Raw genomic sequence first — 16334 nt, forward strand, 5'->3', positions numbered from 1 at the left:
AACGCATGGCCATCGCCCACCGCAGGATCGGTTCCGGTCCCGTCCGCGTCATCGTGCTGCACGACTGGTTCGGGACCTGCGCTCACTGGGGGTCGGCCCTCGACGCCCTCGACCCCGGGGCGTTCTCGTACGCCTTCCCCGACTACCGGGGCTACGGCGACCGCAAGGAGGTCCCCGGCCGCTACACCGTCCGCGAGATCGCCGACGACGTGCTGGCCCTCGCCGACGAGCTGGGCTGGGACACCTTCTCCCTGATCGGGCACTCCATGGGCGCCAAGGCCGCCCAGCAGGTGCTGGTCCGGGCCCCGGGGCGGATCGAGAAGCTGGTCGGCGTCGCCCCGGTGCCCGCCGGGCCCTACGCGATGGACGAGGCCACCCACGCGCTCTTCCGCGGCGCCGCCGAGGACCCCGGCAAGCGCCGGATCATCCTGGATCTGGTCACCGGCAACCGCGCGAGTCGCCACTGGCTGGACGGCATGGTGCGCCACTCCCTGGAGGCTTCCCGCCCCGATGCCTTCGCCGCGTACTTCGCCGACTGGCAGGGGCTCGACCTGTCCGCCGCGGTCAAGGGGAACACCGTCCCGGTGCTGGCCCTCGTCGGGGCGTACGACCTCGCGCTCACCGCCGACCTGATGCGGTCCACCTGGCAGGCCTGGTACCCGCACTGCCGCGTCCACGTGCTGCCCGGCTCCGGCCACTACCCGGCGCAGGAGACACCGGTCGCCTTCGTGACGGAGACCGAGGCCTTCCTGAGGTCCTGACGCCCCGTGCGCGGCGCGCGAAAAACCCGTGGGGGGTACGAGGAAAACCTCGTACCCCCCACGGGATCAGGGTGAGTGACGGGACTTGAACCCGCGGCCACCTGGACCACAACCAGGTGCTCTACCAACTGAGCTACACCCACCACGAAGGGCGGCGGAACCACCCGTTCGATGTGCATGCACAGCATAGCCGATCAGGGGGGCCGCCCTGCGACACCATTAAGCGGGCCGTACGGACCGCCCGCGCCCCCGGATCCGACCGGCGCGGCCGTCGCGCTCGCCGCGGGGCGCACGGCAGGATCGCCCCATGGCCTTCGACACCGCACCCGGTACCGCACCCGACACCGCCCCCGAGCCCTTCACCGCCGCCGACTACGCCGCCCGGATGGCCGCCGCCGCGCAGAGCGCCGCCGACGCCGGGCTGGCCGGTCTGCTGATCTCCCCGGGGCCTGACCTCGCCCACCTGACCGGGTACCGGCCCGTGGACACCGAGCGGCTGACCCTGCTCGTGCTGGCCGCAGGACGGGACCCGGTGCTCGTCGTGCCCACCCTGGAGGCCCCCGACGCGGCCGCGGCGCCGGGTGCGGGCGCGCTCACCCTGCGCGACTGGACCGACGGCAAGGACCCCTACGGCGCCACCGCCCCGCTGCTGGACGCGTCCGGCCGCTTCGGGGTCAGCGACAACACCTGGGCGCTCCACCTGCTGGGCCTCCAGCGGGAGTTGCCCACCACGTCCTACGTCTCGCTCACCGACGCGCTGCCCATGCTCCGCGCGGTCAAGGACGCCCGCGAGCTGGCCCGGCTGGAGGCGGCGGGGGCCGCCGCCGACGCCGCGTACGCCCGGATCCTCGGAGTGCGCTTCGCCGGGCGCGCCGAGACCGAGGTCGCCGCCGACCTGGCCGCCCTGCTGCGCGAGTACGGACACTCCCAGGTGGACTTCACGGTGGTCGGCTCCGGACCCAACGGCGCCAACCCGCACCACGAGGCGGGCGAGCGGATCATCACCCACGGTGACATGGTGGTCCTGGACTTCGGCGGCCTCAAGCACGGGTACGGCTCCGACATCTCCCGCACCGTCCACGTCGGCGAACCGACCGCCGAGGAGCAGCGCGTCCACGACGTCGTCCGCGAGGCCCAGCGGACCGCCGTGGCGGCGGTCCGGCCGGGCATCGCCTGCCAGGACGTGGACCGGGCGGCCCGCGCCGTGATCACCGAGTTCGGTTACGGCGAGCGGTTCATCCACCGCACCGGCCACGGCATCGGCGTCACCACGCACGAGCCGCCCTACATGATCGAGGGCGAGGAGCGCCCCCTCGTCCCCGGCATGTGCTTCTCCGTCGAGCCCGGCATCTACCTGCCGGGGCGCTTCGGCGTCCGGATCGAGGACATCGTCACGGTCACCGAGGACGGCGGGCGCAGCTTCAACAACGCCCCGCACGAACTGGCCGTCGTCGAGTAGCCGCGCCCGCCCGGCCGGCCCTCACGGACCCAGGACGGCCGCCGACTCGCCCGCGAGGTGGAGGCGGCCGTCCGGACCGGGGTGCTCCAGCGGCTCCCACGCGGCCAGCACCCGCACGCCGTTGCGGCCCAGCGCGATCGTCACCGGCTCGGCGGCCAGGTTGACCGCGACCCGGACGTCACCGCGCCGGAAGGTCAGCCAGCGCCGCTCCTCGTCGCAGGCCACCCGGACCGCCGCGAGATCCGGGTCCCGCAGGTCGGGCAGGGTCCGGCGGAGCGTGATCAGCCGCCGGTACCACTCCAGCAGCCGGACGTGGGCGGAGCCGCCCTCCGCGCCGGTCTCCGCGGCGGCCCCCGGCGTCCCCGGCACCTCGGCTTCGGCCCAGTCCAGGCAGGACCGCGCGCGGGTCGCCGGGTCCTGCGGATCGGGGATCTCCTCCGCCTTCCAGCCGTGCGCCGCGAACTCCCGGCGGCGCCCGGAGCGCACCGCCTGCGCCAGCTCCGGGTCCGGGTGGTCGGTGAAGTACTGCCAGGGGGTCCGCGCCCCCCACTCCTCGCCCATGAAGAGCATCGGCACGAAGGGACCCGTCAGCGCCAGGGCCGCGGCGCAGGCCAGCAGCCCCGGGGAGAGCGACGCGGAGAGCCGGTCGCCCAGCGCCCGGTTTCCGATCTGGTCGTGGGTCTGGGTGTAGCCGAGGAAGCGGTGTGCGGGGGTGCGGCGCCGGTCCACGGGACGGCCGTGGGTGCGGCCCCGGAAGGAGGACCAGGTGCCGTCGTGGAAGAACGCCCGGGTCATGGTCTTGGCGAGGGCCCCGAGCGGGGCGCGGGCGAAGTCGGCGTAGTAGCCCTGCGATTCGCCGGTCAGCGCGCAGTGCAGGGCGTGGTGGAAGTCGTCGTTCCACTGCGCGGTCAGACCCAGGCCGCCGGCCGCGCGCGGGGTCGTGGTCCGCGGGTCGCACTGGTCCGATTCGGCGATCAGGAACACCGGCCGTCCGCTGTCGGCGGCGAACGCGTCGACGGCCGCGGCCAGTTCCTCCAGGAAGGTCAGCGCCCGGCCGTCGGCCAGCGCGTGCACCGCGTCCAGCCGGAGCCCGTCGATCCGGTAGTCCCGCAGCCAGCCGAGCGCACTGTCCAGCAGGTACGCGCGGACCTCGTCGGAGCCGGGCGCGTCCAGGTTGACCGCCGCACCCCACGGCGTCTGGTGCGTGTCGGTGAAGTACGGGCCGAAGGCGGGGAGGTGGTTGCCCGAGGGGCCGAGGTGGTTGTGCACCACGTCCAGCACCACCCCGAGCCCGGCCGTGTGCGCCGCCTCCACGAACCGGGCGAGCCCGGCCGGGCCGCCGTACGGCTCGTGCACGGACCAGGGCGCGACCCCGTCGTAGCCCCAGCCGTGCCGTCCGGGGAAGGAGCAGACGGGCATCAGCTCGACGTGCGTGATGCCGAGGGCCACGAGGTGGGGCAGCCGGGTGGCGGCCGCGTCGAAGGTGCCTTCGGGGGTGAAGGTGCCGACGTGCAGCTCGTAGAGGACGGCGTCCTGGAGCGGGATGCCGGGCGCGGGGGCCGGCGCGCCGGGGAACAGCGCCTCGAAGTCCACCACCGCCGACAGCCCGTCCGGGCCGTCGGGGAGCCGCCGGCCGCGGGGGTCGGGCCGTACGCGCGGCCGGTCCCCGTCCGGGGCGTCGGTGTCCAGCAGGAACCCGTACCGGTCACCGGCGGCGGCGGGGGCCGCCGCCACCCACCAGCCGTCCCGCTCCGGATCGGGCGCCATGTCCCGCGTGCCGTCGTTCAGCCGCAGACCCACCTGCCCTGCCTGCGGTGCCCACACCTCGAACTGCATGGAGGGTCCCCTCGTCTCGTGCGGCACCCGGTGTGCGTGCCACGACGGCGTCTCGACCCTGCCCATCATCGCGGGCCGGACGCGGGTGTTCTGGACACTTGACGCACGACGGGCCGACAATCACCCTGTGACGTCCAGTTTCGAGTTCTCCGCCTACCCGGCGCCGCGGGTCTCCGACGCCGAACGCGACCGCGCCCTCGGCCGGCTGCGGGACGGCGCGGCCGACGGCCGGCTCTCGCACGACACCTTCGTGCGCCGGATGGAACTCGCGCTGGTCGCGCGCCGGTCCGAAGACCTGGCCGTCCTGACCGCGGACCTCGACGTGCGGCGCCGCGGCGGATCCGAAAGCCCCCTGACGCAGCGGTTGTTCGGCTGGGTCGGCCGGGCCTCCGCGGTCAGCGCCGGGATCCGGCGCGCCTGGGCCGCGGAGAAGCTGCCGAAGCTGATGCTCCCTCCGCACCGCGCGGGCGGGTACGCGCTGACCATCGGCCGGGACCCCGGCAGCGGGCTGCGGCTCGTCCACGAGACGGTCTCCCGCCACCACGCCGAACTGAGCCTGCGCGACGGCCTGTGGGTGCTGCGGGACCTCGGCTCCACCAACGGCACCACCGTCAACGGCCAGCGGGTCACCGGCGCGGCCGTCGTCCGCGCCGGCGACCAGGTCGGCTTCGGCAACATGGTCTACCGGCTCTCTGCGAACTAGCGCCGCCCTCCCGGAACTTGCCGCTCACGAACGAGACGTCGGATTTCCGCCAGCGGGGGCCCGGGACGGCCGCTGACACTGGGCCCATGACCGCCTACCTCCCCCTCCCCATCCCTCCCGCCGCCCTCCGGGAACTGCGGACCGCCGACGACTGCGGCCGGCCGGTGCGGCCGTACACCGCCCGGGAGGACGGGGTGCCCTTCGCGTGCGTCGGCAGCCCGCTGCGCTGCTGCCTGCGGCCGGTCGAGCCGGGCGACCGGGTCGCCCTCGTCTCCTACGCGCCGCTGCGCCGCTGGGCGGCGCAGACCGGGGCCGAACCCGGCGCCTACGACGAAGCGGGGCCGGTGTTCATCCACGCCGACGCCTGCGGAGCGCCGCGCGGGGCGGGCGGCTACCCGTTCGCCCGCCCGGGGGCGCTGCGCACCGTCCGCCGGTACGACGCCCGCGGGCACATCGTCGGCGGCCGCCTGTTCGAGGTGCCGGACGACGCCGAGGCCGGGTTCGACCGGGTCCTCGGCGAGGCGTTCGACGCGCCGGAGGTGGCGCTGGTGCACGTACGGGCCGTGGAGTACGGCTGCTTCCAGTTCGAGGTCCGCCGCCCGTAGGCCGCATCCCGGCGCCGGACCCCGCGGGCGGCGCGCTGTGGCCGGGCGCGCAGGATGGTCTCATGGACCCCATGGATCACCGGCCGGCGGTGCGCCCGGCCCGCCCCGACGACCTTCCGCGCGTGGTCGAACTCATCCACGAGCACGTCGCCTACGAACGCGCCGCGCCCCGGCCGCCCGGCCTGGCCGAGCGGCTCGGCCCGCTCCTCTTCCCCGCCGACGGACTCCCGCCCCGGCTGTGGGTGCTGGTCGCCGAGGACCCGGCGGGGAACACCGTCGGATACGCCGCCTGCTCGCGGGAGTTCGCCTTCTGGGACGCCGCGCACCACCTCCACATGGACTGCCTCTACCTCTCCGCGGACGCGCGCGGCCACGGCCTCGGCGCCGCCCTGATGGCCGCCGTCGCGCGGCTCGCGGCCGAGCAGGGCCTCGCCCAGGTGCAGTGGCAGACGCCCGAGTGGAACGAGGGCGCCATCCGCTTCTACGACCGCCTCGGCGCGGCGGGCGCGCCGAAGCGCCGGTACGAGTGGCCCGCTCCCGGGGCCGGCCGGCTCAGGGGCTGACCGCCAGGAGGCGCTCGTACGTCGCCAGCACGGTCCGGGTCTGGTGCTCGACCTGGGTGGCCACCGGCACCCAGCGGGCCTCGAACCGGGCGGCGAAGGCGTCGCACCAGCCCGTGACCAGCCGGTCCAGCGCGACCGCCGCCGGGTCCCCGGTCGCCAGCAGCACCCGCAGCAGCATGGCGGCGGCCCGCAGCGTGAGGCGGCGCGCGAAGGCGTCGATGCTCCCGATGTACGCGGCCGTCGCCTCCGGGGGCGCGGAGCCGCCGTACCACCGCTCGGCGATCCGCGGGATCAGCGCGAGGGTCCACTCCACCGCCCGCAGCAGCGGCCCGGCCACCGGATCCCCGTAGGGCAGGGCGGTGCGCGCCCCCGCGAGCACCCGGGCCACCTGGTCGGCGTCCTCGGTGAGCCGCCGGGCCAGCAGCCGCAGGGCGCGCCGCGGGTCGGGGTGCGGAGCCGGATCGTCCACCAGGTCACTGGCCCACATGGGGACTTCGACGATCGCGGTCGTCCCGTCGTAGGTGTGGGCGTGGTACCAGGTGCTGAGCCGGGTGTCCTCCGGGTGGAACGCCCCCGCGGCGTCGGTGTCCGGCGCGGGCATCACGAAGATGCCGGGGCCGGGGGAGGGCCAGCCCGCCGCGTCCGAGGCCCCGGTCTCCACCGGGATCCGCAGGGCGGCGGCCGACCGGGCGAACGGCTCGGCCAGCCCCGGTATGTCCCGGGTGAGCTGGACCCAGCTGCCGCCGAGGTCGGTCGCGTGCAGGGACACCTGGAGCACCGGGCGCAGCTCGTCGATCAGCGCGGTCAGGGCCAGCGTCTCGGGCGGCAGCCGGTCCGGAGGCAGTAACGACGGCGCCCACTCCGGCTGCTCGGGTCCGGGCGGCCGGAAGAAGTTGCGGTGGTATTCGAGGATCGAACGCGGGTGCGGGGTGCGGTGCAGGGCCGCCCCGTCCGGGTCGGCGCAGAGCAGGAAGTGCCAGTCGCAGGCGGCGCGCAGGCCCGGCGCGTCCAGGACGCGGCGGGCGAGCGCGAGGGCGGTCGGGCCGCCGACGGGTTCGTTGGCGTGGGCCCCGGCGACGACGAGGACGTTGCGGCGGGGGAGCCGGGGGACGTCCGGCGACGGGCCGCGCTCCGGCCCGGACCCGGCGGGGGACCGGACGGAGAGCAGCCACAGGGGCCGCCCGCCCCGGGAGGTGCCGGTGCGGCGGAGCCGGACCAGGGCGGGGTGCGCGTCGGCCAGCGCGCGGGCGGCCGCGGCGAGTTCCCGCGGCGTGGGGTAGCACATGTCTCGGAGGAGGGTCACGGTGATGCTCTGCCCGCCCGAAGTGCGCCCCTACCACCGCGGCAGCCGCCGGCTAGGACCCCTCCCGGATCAGGACCGCCACCGGGGTCGCCGACAGGAGGGCCTTGAGGGGGACGCGGCCGGTCAGGGGGTCGGTGTCGGAGGTCAGGGCGGAGGTCCAGCGGCCCGGGGGCAGCGGGAGCAGGGTGTCGTGCCAGCCGCCCGCCACGTCGAGCAGGTGCGGCAGCCGGGTGACCGCGACCAGCAGGTCGGGGGAACGGGTGTAGGCGAGGCAGTGCTCCGCCGCGGGTCCCTCGGCCGCCAGCGGGGCGTAGCCGGCGAACAGCTCGGGGCGGGCCCGGCGCAGCCGCAGCAGCGTGGTCGTCAGGGCCCGCTTCGCCTCGCCGGTGCCGGTCTGCGGCGGGCCGGGGAAGGCCACCGGGCGGCGGTTGTCCGGGTCCACCAGGGCGCGGCACTCGTCCTCGCAGCCCTGGTAGACCTCCGGGACGCCCGGCATGGTCAGGTGCAGCGCGGTCATCGCGAGGATGCCGTCCCCGGCGGCCGCGCAGACGTCCGGCAGGGCGTCCGGGCCGGGCACGTACCCGGCGAGGGTGGCCTCGTACGCCGGGTCCGGATCCGTCCAGGCGGTGTGCACGGCGGCCTCCCTGGCCCCCTTGAGCAGCGCCGCGGCGAGCCGCTCCGCCCGGTCCGGCACCTCGCCCAGGCCCAGGGCGCTCTGGAAGGCCACCCATGCCTGCTGCGGGTCCGCGGCGCCGTCGAAGCGGGGCATCAGGTCCGGGCGCTGCGAGAGCACCGCGATGCGCGCCCGGACGTCCGCGCTGCGTTTGGTGTCATGGGTGGACAGGACGGTGCCCGAGCCGGGCCAGTCCCGCTCCAGGTGGGCGCAGTAGGCGTGGAACTCCTCCGGGGAGAGCGCCGGACGGCCCGGATCGCCGCCCACCTCGGTCGCCGACAGCAACGGGGCGTAGCGGTAGAACGCCCGGTCCTCCAGGGACTTGGCGCGCAGCGCGGCCGAGGTCTGGGCGAAGCGGGCCGCGAAGCCCGCGTCGCTCACGAGCAGGGCGCGCACCGCCGCCACCGCCTCGGGGGCGGCCGCCGACTCCGGCGGATCGACCAGCCCGGGCAGGTCCGGCCGGCCCGGGTAGGTCCGGTAGACCGGGCAGGCGACGAGGAGCTCCCGCACGGCGCTCTCCAGGCCGGGCCCCGCCCGCCGCACCAGGGTCGCCAGCTCCGCCGCCAGATCCTCCGTCAGCACCTCGCGGGTGGCGGCGTCGGCCGTCTCGGACCAGCCGGGCAGACCGGTCGCGCGCCGGTAGCGGGCGGCGAGCTCGTCGGCCCCGGCGCCCGAGGTCAGTACCCCGTCCACCCGGCGCAGCGCGTCGTAGCCGGTGGTGCCCGCCACCGGCCAGTCGTCCGGCAGCCGTTCCCCGTCGGCCAGGATCTTCTCCACCACGATCCACACCCCGGGCCCCACCGCCTCCCGCAGCCGCCGCAGGTACCCGGCCGGGTCCGCGAGCCCGTCCACGTGGTCGATCCGCAGCCCCTCGGCCACTCCGTCGGCCACCAGTTCCAGGAGCTTGCCGTGCGTGGCGGCGAACACCCCGGGGTCCTCCACCCGGACCCCGATCAGGTCGGAGATGGTGAAGAAGCGGCGGTAGTTCAGATCGGTGCGGGCCTCGCGCCAGTACGCCGGCCGGTACCACTGGGCCGCGAGCAGCGCGGGCGGCGCCAGGTCGCGCGTCCCCTCCCGCAGCGGGAAGCGGTGGTCCCCGACGCACAGCAGCCCGTCCGCCACCCGGACGGCGTCCGGATCCAGCGGCTCGCCCAGCACCGGCAGCAGCAGCTGGCCGCCGTTCACCTCCCAGTCGATGTCGAACCAGCGCGCGTACGGCGATCCGGGGCCCTCCCGCAGCACCTGCCACAGCGGATGGTTGAGGTGCAAGGGCGCCGGTACCGCCATGTGGTTCGGCACGATGTCCAGCACCAGGCCGAGGCCGTGCTCCCGGGCCGTGCGGGCGAGCGCGCGCAGGCCGTCCTCGCCGCCCAGCTCCCCGCGGACCCGGGTGTGGTCGACCACGTCGTAGCCGTGCGAGGACCCGGGCACCGCCTCCAGGACCGGGGACAGGTGGAGGTGGGAGATCCCGAGCCCCGCGAGGTGGGGCACGGCGGCCGCCGCCGCCGCGAAGGGGAATTCCGGGCGCAGCTGGAGTCGGTAGGTGGCGGTCGGGCGCGCCGCGGCGCGCCGCCGGTTCACGGAAAGGGGCTGCTGGCTCATGAGAACGTACGTACCCAGCCTGCCGGATTCCGTGCCATGACCCAATGCATCCGGGTGACTGCGCGCGGTTAACGTTCCTCGGGTGCGTGGAACCGTCGACACCTATCGAAAAGTCATCGCCCTCACCGGGCCCCTCCTGCCGATCCTCTCCTTCTTCGCCCGGCTCCCCGTCGCGATGTCCCAGTTCGGGAGCGTCCTGCTGGTCGTCCAGACCAGCGGCTCCCTCGCCGCCGCGGGCATCGTCGGCGGCTCGCTCTCCGCGGGGCAGGTGGTGTGCGGCCCGCTGCTCGGCCGCCTCGCCGACCGCCGCGGCCAGCGGCCCGTCGTCCTGGCCGCCGCGGCCGTCAACGCCCTCGCCACCGGCGCCCTGGTCGCCGGCGCCCTCGCCGGCCTCGGTACGGTCCCGCTCGCCGCGATCGGAGCCGTCACCGGGGCCTCCATCCCGCTGATCGGACCGCTGGCCCGGACCCGCTCCGTGGCCCTCGCGCGCCGCGCCGGGGCCGAGGAGGAGGTGATCGGAGCCGTCCACTCCCTCGAAGGAACCCTGGACGAGGTGTCGTTCGTCTTCGGGCCCGCCCTCGTCGGGCTCGCCGTCCTCGGCGCGCACCCGTCCGTGGCCCTGGCGGGTGCCGCCGTCCTCGTCGTCGGCTTCGGCAGCGCCTACGCCCTGCACCCGACCGCCGCCGCCACGGCCGGATCGCCCCGGCCCGCCAGGGCCGCGACGGCCCGCCGTCCCCGCCACCCGGGCATCGTGCACGCGGTCCGCGGCTCGCTCGCCCTCCAGGGGGCCATGTTCGGCGCCTGCCAGGCGGGCATCGCCTCGCTCACCGACCGCCTCGGCGTCCCCGGGCAGGCCGGGATCGTGTACGCGGCGATGGGCGTGGTCAGCGCGGCCGTCGGCCTCGGGATGGGCACCCTGCCCGCCCGCTTCGGGCTGCGGCTGCGCTGGCGGGTGGCCACCGCCGCCGCCCTCGTGCTGTCCGCCCCGCTCCTGGTGACCGACACGCTGGGAGGCCTGTACGCCGTCGTCACCGTCCTCGGCGCGGCCTACGCGCCCCACCTGATCACCGCCTTCGCGCTCACCGAGCGCGCGGTGGCGCCCGGCCGGCTCGCCGAGTCGATGGCCTTCGCCGCCAGCTCCCTGGTCGCCGGACAGGCCCTCGCCCTGGCCGTCTGCGGGCGCCTCGCCGAGGCGCACGGGCCCGCCGGGGCCTTCGCGGTCGCCGTGGGGGCGGCCGCGCTGTGCCTGGCCCTCGCCCTCTTCGCGCGGGTGCCGTCCGCCCGCAGCCACCCGGCCGCGGCGGCCGCCCCGGCGGCCGCCGTGCCCGCGGGCCCCCGCGGGTCCTACGCCGGGCGCTGAAGCACCACCAGGCTCCGTCCCGTCAGGGCCACCCGGTCCCCGGCCGCGTACTGCGGCCCGGTGCCGGGTGGCAGTACGTCCGCCCGCGCCGTGTCCACCACCAGCCGCCAGCGCGCGCCGTGCCCGGCCGGGAGCGTGAAGTCCTGCGGCTCCGCGCCCGCGTTGAACATCAGCAGGAACGAGTCGTCGGTGATCCGCTCGCCCCGGGGGCCCGGCTCGGAGATCGCCTCGCCGTTGAGGAACACGGTCAGCGCCTTGGCGTGCTGCGCCTGCCAGTCGCGCGCCCGCATCGGCTCGCCGTGCGGGGTGAACCACGCGATGTCCGACAGCTCGTCGTCGGTGCCCTCGACCGGCCGCCCGTGGAAGAACCGGCGCCGCCGGAACACCGGGTGGTCGCGCCGCAGCCACACCATCTGCCGGGTGAACTCCAGCATTCCGGGCGCCGGCTTGCCCGGTTCCGGCCAGCTCACCCACGCCAGCTCGTTGTCCTGGCAGTAGGCGTTGTTGTTGCCGCCCTGGCTGCGGGCGAACTCGTCGCCGTGGCTCAGCATCGGCACGCCCTGCGAGAGCATCAGCGTGGCCACGAAGTTGCGCATCTGGCGGGCGCGCAGTTCCAGCACCTCGGGATCCTCGGTGGGCCCCTCGACCCCGCAGTTCCAGGACCGGTTGTGGCTCTCGCCGTCCCGGTTGCCCTCGCGGTTCGCCTCGTTGTGCTTCTCGTTGTAGGAGACCAGGTCGTGCAGGGTGAAGCCGTCGTGGCAGGTGGCGAAGTTGATCGAGGCGAGCGGGCGCCGCCCGTCGTCCTGGTAGAGGTCGGAGGAGCCGGTGAGCCGCCCCGCGAACTCGGCCAGGGTGCGCGGCTGGCCGCGCCACAGGTCCCGTACGGTGTCGCGGTACTTGCCGTTCCACTCGGTCCACAGCGGCGGGAAGTTGCCCACCTGGTAGCCGCCCTCGCCCAGGTCCCACGGCTCGGCGATCAGCTTCACCTGGCTGACCACCGGATCCTGCTGGACCAGGTCGAAGAAGGACGAGAGCCGGTCCACCTCGTGGAACTGGCGGGCCAGGGTCGCCGCCAGGTCGAAGCGGAAGCCGTCCACGTGCATCTCGGTGACCCAGTAGCGCAGCGAGTCCATGATCAGCTGGAGGACGTGCGGGGACCGCATGAGCAGCGAGTTCCCGGTGCCGGTGGTGTCCGTGTAGTAGCGGGGGTCGTCCGAGAGGCGGTAGTAGGACGCGTTGTCCAGGCCCCGGAAGGAGAGGGTCGGTCCCAGGTGGTTGCCCTCGGCGGTGTGGTTGTAGACCACGTCGAGGATCACCTCGATGCCCGCCTCGTGCAGGGCCCGGACCGCCGACTTGAACTCCAGCACCTGCTGGCCCCGGTCCCCGGAGGCGTAGCCGTTGTGCGGGGCGAAGAACCCGATGGTGTTGTAGCCCCAGTAGTTGCTGAGGCCGTCGTTGAAGAGCCGGTGGTCGTTGACCGACTGGTGCACCGGCATCAGCTCCAGCGCCGTCACCCCGAGCTTGGTGAGGTGTCCGATGACCGCCGGGTGCGCGAGGGCGGCGTAGGTGCCGCGCAGCTCCTCCGGCAGATCGGGATGACGCATGGTCAGCCCCTTGACGTGGGCCTCGTACAGCACCGTGTGGTGGTACTCGGTGCGCGGCGGCCGGTCGTTCGCCCAGTCGAAGTACGGGTTCACCACGACCGAGGTCATCGTGCGCGGCGCGGAATCCAGGTCGTTGCGCGAATCGGGCCGCCCGAAGTGGTAGCCGTACACCTGTTCGCCCCAGTCGATCGAGCCGCTGATGGCCCGCGCGTACGGGTCCAGCAGCAGCTTGGCCGGATTGCAGCGGTGCCCGCGCTCCGGCTCGTAGGGGCCGTGCACCCGGAAGCCGTAGCGCTGCCCGGGCATCACCCCGGGCAGGTAGGCGTGCCGGACGAAGGCGTCCGTCTCGCGCAGTTCGACGGCCGTCTCCGAGCCGTCGTCGTGCAGAAGGCACAGCTCGATGCGCCGTGCGGCCTCGGAGTAGACCGCGAAGTTGGTGCCCGCCCCGTCATAGGTGGCACCCAGGGGATACGCCTGTCCTGGCCAGACCTGCATAGATGCGACTCTTCCAATCTGATCCGGCGTCGGACTACGTCTCCCAGATCTTCCCCGAAAGAGCGGAGCTACGCGGGGACTTGCCATGCTCCTACCGGGTGACGCCGTAGAGCCGATAGGCGGGTCAGCGGACCATGTGGGCATCGGATAATGGGTCAACGGGGGTCCGGTGTACGGGCCATCCGGCTGCACCGGGCCGTGCGCGCGGGATACCCTTCCTTGATCGTTGGAGGCGGGCGATCCCAGAAGCGGGAGGCGGTGCGCGGGTGAGCTCGGGAGGTCTGGAGCTGCCCCCTGGTGACGGCGGTCACGAGGGCGGTCCGGCGGACGCCCCGGGAGGTGTACCCGGCGCCATGGCCGGGGCGGTCTCCCTGGCGGGTCCGGCGGAGACCGGAAGTGCGGGGAGTGCCCGGACCGGGGCCGAGCTGGACTGGGGCGCGGACGCGTGGAGCGAGGTCCGCACCCGGGCCCAGCGGGCGGGTCGTGCGTACATCTGGCTCAATCTGATCGAACAACGGCTGCGGGCCGTGGTCGGCGCGGTGCTCCGCCCCATCTACGAGCCCGTGCACGGCCAGGACGACTGGGTGGTCGCGGCCGCCGGGCCCGCCGGGCAGGAGTGGGTGCAGCGGGCGGTCGCCGTCCGCGAGGTCAGCCGCCGCAAGGGCTACCTGCTCGACTCGGCCGACGACAACGTGCTGAGCTTCCTCACCCTCCCGCAGCTGCGCGAGCTGATGGTCCAGCACTGGCCCTGCTTCGAGCCGTACTTCGACGACCGGCGCGAGATCGAGCAGGCCCTGGACGAGCTGGAGGTCACGCGCAACGTGGTCTCCCGCAACCGGGCGCTGTCCCGGCCGGTGCTCGAACAGGCCGAACGGGCCTCGGCGCGGCTGCTCGACGTCCTCGGCGGCGGATCGGGCAGCCCCTCGGCCGACCGGCTGCCGATCGACGCCGTCGAGGACCTGGTGGGCGACCGGTACGCGGACGTCATCTCCGTCCACCCCGACCGGGTGCGGCTCCAGCGCCAGCTGCCCGCCGAGGACCTCTTCGGCGGCGCCCGCCGCCTCGACGCCATCGGGATAGGCCTGAACCTGCTGGTCCAGAACTACTCGGGGCGAAGACTGGTCCGGCTCACCGAGGCCGGGTGCCGGGTGCGGCTGCTGTTCCTCAATCCGGCGAGCAGCGCGGTCAAACGGCGCGAGCGCGAGCTGGGGCTGCGCAAGGGGGAGCTGAGCCGCTCGGTGGAGATGAACATCCTCCACGTGCGGCGCGTCCGGGCGGGCCTGCGGGACCCCTCCCGCTTCGAGATCCACGTCTTCGACGAGACCCCGCGCTTCACCGCCTACCTGGTGGAGGGCGAGGGCTCGGGCATCGCCGTCGTCCAGTCCTACCTGCGCCGGGCGCGGGGCATGGAGGCCCCGGTCCTGGTGCTGCGGGGCGGCGGCCGCGGCGCGGCGCGCGAGGTGGACCACGGCCTTTTCGCCACGTACCGGGAGGAATTCGAATCGGTGTGGGAGGACTCCCGGCCGGTGTCGTGACCCCGTTCACCCCCGGAGGCCCGGCTGTCAGTGGCCCGTGGCAGGCTGAAAGCCGTTGACCGGATGTGTACGGGGGAGGGGCACGGGGTGGAGGGGGAGCACGGCATGGGGGACTGGCACGGCGGTGTGCTGATCGGGTTCGACCTGGAGACGACCGGCACGCAGCCGGGGGCTTCGCGGATCGTGACGGCCGCGCTGATCGAAGTGCGGGGCGGGGCGGTGCGCGAGCGGCGCGGCTGGCTCGCGGACCCGGGGATACCGATCCCCGAGGAGGCCTCGGCGATCCACGGGATCAGCACCGAGCGGGCGGTCCGCGAGGGCCGGCCCGCGCGGGAGGTCGCGGACGAGGTCGCGGCGGCGCTGGTGGAGCACTGGGAGCGGGGGGCGGTGGTCGTCGCCTACAACGCGGCCTTCGACCTGACCATGCTCTCGGCCGAACTCGCCCGCTACGGACTGCCCTCGCTGGCCGAGCGCCTGGGCGGACCGGAGACCGGGCCGGTGGTGGACCCGCTGACCATCGACCGGGCGGTGGACCGCTACCGGCGCGGGAAGCGGACCCTGGAGGCGGTGTGCGGGGTGTACGGGGTCACCCTGGAGGACGCGCACGACGCGGGCGCCGACGCGCTGGCGGCGGTTCAGGTGGCCCGGGCGATAGCGGTCCGCCACCCCGAGGTGGCCGCTCTCGCCCCGGCCGAGCTGCACACCCGCCAGGGCACCTGGCACGCGCGCTGGGCCCGGGACTTCGAGGCCTACCTGCGCCGCGAGGGCACCCCGGACGCGGTGATCGACGCGGCGTGGCCGCTGCGGGGGCTGGTCCCGGCCGCGGGGTGACGGCCCGTGGGATGGGCGGGTGCGGGTGCGGGTGCGGGTGCCGTGAGGCGTGCGGCCCCGGTCCCGGTCCCGGTCTCGGTCCCGGTCCCGGTCAGAACGGGTGCCAGCGGACCTCGGGGGCTCCGTCGCGCAGCGAGGCGACCCGGCGGCGGAATTCCGCCAGCGCCTTCGGGTTGGCCGGGGCGTGCTGGGAGACCCAGGCGCAGCTCGCCGTCTCCCGGGCCCCGCGCAGCACTGCGCAGCCGTCCCACGCGCGCACGTCCCACCCGTACGCCGTCACGAAGGCGTCGTAGGACTCCTCGGGCAGGCCGTAGCGGTCGCGGGAGAGGGCCATCACCACCAGGTCGTGCTCCCGCAGGTCCAGGGCGAAGGTCTCCAGGTCGACCAGGACCGGTCCGTCCGGTCCCACGTGCACGTTGCGGGGCAGCGCGTCGCCGTGGACCGGGCCCGGCGGCAGGTGCGGTGTGAGGGCGGCGACCTGGGCCGCGTAGCCGTCGCGCCGTTCCCGCAGGAACGCCGCGTCCTCGGGGTCGATCGCGTCCCCGGCCAGCCGCAGCCAGCGCTCGACGCCGCCCAGCAGGTCCCGGGGCGCCAGGTCGAAGGGCGGCGCGGGCAGGGCGTGCACCCGGCGCAGCAGCGCGGCCAGATCGGCCGGGCCCGCCGGCCGGACCGCGTCCGGCAGCCGGTGCCACAGGGTCACCGGATGGCCGTCGACCAGCCGGGGCGCCGGTTCGGCCGCCCGTACCGCCGCGATGCCGACCCCGGCGAGCCAGGCCGCCACCTGGAGCTCCCGCTCCGCGCGGGCCACGAGCGCCGGATCGGGGCGGCCGACCTTCACCACCAGGGGGCCGTCCGCGAACACCGCGTTCTCCCCCAGGGCGAGCAGCCCGGCCCCGCGGCCGAGGCCCGCCGCCGTCAGTACGTCCCTGGCCCGTGCCTCGTCCATGCCGCCCCGCCGCCCTCTTCCGTTCCGGTCCCGCTGCGATCCGGTCCCGCGCCGTCGT

The 16334-nt window shown here is 75.1% G+C and carries 13 protein-coding genes and 1 tRNA gene; 8 read left to right on the forward strand and 6 right to left on the reverse strand.

Annotation, left to right across the window (positions count from 1 at the left end):
• Window positions 1-5 precede the first annotated feature (5 nt).
• Entirely contained in the window at window positions 6-761 is a 756-nt protein-coding gene (locus tag ABZY31_RS06610; RefSeq protein ID WP_356405497.1) for an alpha/beta hydrolase, read from the forward strand.
• A gap of 70 nt (window positions 762-831) precedes the next feature.
• Here ABZY31_RS06610 and ABZY31_RS06615 read toward each other — a convergent pair.
• Window positions 832-904: transfer RNA gene (locus tag ABZY31_RS06615), tRNA-His, on the reverse strand.
• Between the two features lie 164 nt (window positions 905-1068).
• Here ABZY31_RS06615 and ABZY31_RS06620 point away from each other — a divergent pair.
• Window positions 1069-2220, forward strand: a complete 1152-nt coding sequence (locus tag ABZY31_RS06620) for an aminopeptidase P family protein (RefSeq protein ID WP_356405499.1) — start codon at window positions 1069-1071, stop codon at window positions 2218-2220.
• Window positions 2221-2241: 21 nt separating this feature from the next.
• Here ABZY31_RS06620 and treZ read toward each other — a convergent pair whose 3' ends face one another.
• Complete coding sequence (treZ, locus tag ABZY31_RS06625; protein WP_356405501.1) at window positions 2242-4056, reverse strand: malto-oligosyltrehalose trehalohydrolase; 1815 nt, start codon at window positions 4054-4056, stop codon at window positions 2242-2244.
• 127 nt (window positions 4057-4183) lie between these two features.
• Between treZ and ABZY31_RS06630 the strand changes: the two genes are divergently transcribed.
• From ABZY31_RS06630 to ABZY31_RS06640, 3 genes are all read left to right on the forward strand, one after another.
• A complete protein-coding gene (locus ABZY31_RS06630; protein ID WP_356405502.1) occupies window positions 4184-4759 on the forward strand; it encodes a DUF1707 and FHA domain-containing protein in 576 nt (191 codons plus the stop codon).
• An 86-nt stretch (window positions 4760-4845) separates the two neighbouring features.
• On the forward strand, window positions 4846-5364 hold the full coding sequence (locus ABZY31_RS06635; RefSeq protein WP_356405504.1) for a DUF1203 domain-containing protein: 519 nt from the start codon (window positions 4846-4848) through the stop codon (window positions 5362-5364).
• 62 nt (window positions 5365-5426) lie between these two features.
• On the forward strand, window positions 5427-5927 hold the full coding sequence (locus ABZY31_RS06640; protein WP_356405506.1) for a GNAT family N-acetyltransferase: 501 nt from the start codon (window positions 5427-5429) through the stop codon (window positions 5925-5927).
• Here ABZY31_RS06640 and ABZY31_RS06645 read toward each other — a convergent pair.
• The gene (locus ABZY31_RS06645) at window positions 5917-7230 is read right to left on the reverse strand and encodes a M14 family zinc carboxypeptidase (protein WP_356405508.1); all 1314 of its coding nucleotides are present in this window, start codon (window positions 7228-7230) and stop codon (window positions 5917-5919) included. The two genes, ABZY31_RS06640 and ABZY31_RS06645, sit on opposite strands and share 11 nt — an antisense overlap.
• A 52-nt stretch (window positions 7231-7282) precedes the next feature.
• On the reverse strand, window positions 7283-9505 hold the full coding sequence (gene treY, locus ABZY31_RS06650) for a malto-oligosyltrehalose synthase (protein WP_356405510.1): 2223 nt from the start codon (window positions 9503-9505) through the stop codon (window positions 7283-7285).
• An 82-nt stretch (window positions 9506-9587) separates the two neighbouring features.
• On the opposite strand from treY, the gene ABZY31_RS06655 reads away from it, so the two are divergent.
• Window positions 9588-10865: an MFS transporter gene (locus ABZY31_RS06655; protein ID WP_356405512.1), complete on the forward strand. Its 1278-nt coding sequence runs from the start codon at window positions 9588-9590 to the stop codon at window positions 10863-10865.
• On the opposite strand, the gene glgX is transcribed toward ABZY31_RS06655, so the two are convergent.
• On the reverse strand, window positions 10850-12964 hold the full coding sequence (gene glgX / locus ABZY31_RS06660; protein WP_356405514.1) for a glycogen debranching protein GlgX: 2115 nt from the start codon (window positions 12962-12964) through the stop codon (window positions 10850-10852). The two genes, ABZY31_RS06655 and glgX, sit on opposite strands and share 16 nt — an antisense overlap.
• A gap of 266 nt (window positions 12965-13230) precedes the next feature.
• Between glgX and ABZY31_RS06665 the strand changes: the two genes are divergently transcribed.
• Both ABZY31_RS06665 and ABZY31_RS06670 read left to right on the forward strand, forming a co-directional pair.
• Window positions 13231-14499, forward strand: coding sequence for an SAV2148 family HEPN domain-containing protein (locus ABZY31_RS06665; protein WP_356405516.1), 1269 nt, complete (start codon window positions 13231-13233; stop codon window positions 14497-14499).
• Window positions 14500-14604: 105 nt separating this feature from the next.
• Entirely contained in the window at window positions 14605-15330 is a 726-nt protein-coding gene (locus ABZY31_RS06670; RefSeq protein ID WP_356405518.1) for a 3'-5' exonuclease, read from the forward strand.
• Window positions 15331-15421: 91 nt separating this feature from the next.
• On the opposite strand, the gene ABZY31_RS06675 is transcribed toward ABZY31_RS06670, so the two are convergent.
• Window positions 15422-16276 carry an aminoglycoside phosphotransferase family protein gene (locus tag ABZY31_RS06675; protein WP_356405520.1) on the reverse strand — a complete coding sequence of 285 codons (855 nt, stop codon included), beginning with the start codon at window positions 16274-16276 and terminating at the stop codon, window positions 15422-15424.
• Window positions 16277-16334 lie beyond the last annotated feature (58 nt).

The sequence above is a fragment of the Streptomyces sp. NPDC006529 genome (assembly GCF_040611795.1).
Taxonomy (GTDB): Bacteria; Actinomycetota; Actinomycetes; order Streptomycetales; family Streptomycetaceae; genus Streptomyces.

Excerpts from the sequence above, each read along its gene's own strand:
- ABZY31_RS06620 (WP_356405499.1), top strand. The coding sequence starts at position 1,069 with ATGGCCTTCGACACCGCACCCGGTACCGCACCCGACACCGCCCCCGAG.
- glgX (WP_356405514.1), bottom strand. The coding sequence starts at position 12,964 with ATGCAGGTCTGGCCAGGACAGGCGTATCCCCTGGGTGCCACCTATGAC.
- ABZY31_RS06610 (WP_356405497.1), top strand. The coding sequence starts at position 6 with ATGGCCATCGCCCACCGCAGGATCGGTTCCGGTCCCGTCCGCGTCATC.
- ABZY31_RS06670 (WP_356405518.1), top strand. The coding sequence starts at position 14,605 with ATGGGGGACTGGCACGGCGGTGTGCTGATCGGGTTCGACCTGGAGACG.
- ABZY31_RS06675 (WP_356405520.1), bottom strand. The coding sequence starts at position 16,276 with ATGGACGAGGCACGGGCCAGGGACGTACTGACGGCGGCGGGCCTCGGC.
- treY (WP_356405510.1), bottom strand. The coding sequence starts at position 9,505 with ATGAGCCAGCAGCCCCTTTCCGTGAACCGGCGGCGCGCCGCGGCGCGC.
- ABZY31_RS06635 (WP_356405504.1), top strand. The coding sequence starts at position 4,846 with ATGACCGCCTACCTCCCCCTCCCCATCCCTCCCGCCGCCCTCCGGGAA.
- ABZY31_RS06640 (WP_356405506.1), top strand. The coding sequence starts at position 5,427 with ATGGACCCCATGGATCACCGGCCGGCGGTGCGCCCGGCCCGCCCCGAC.
- treZ (WP_356405501.1), bottom strand. The coding sequence starts at position 4,056 with ATGCAGTTCGAGGTGTGGGCACCGCAGGCAGGGCAGGTGGGTCTGCGG.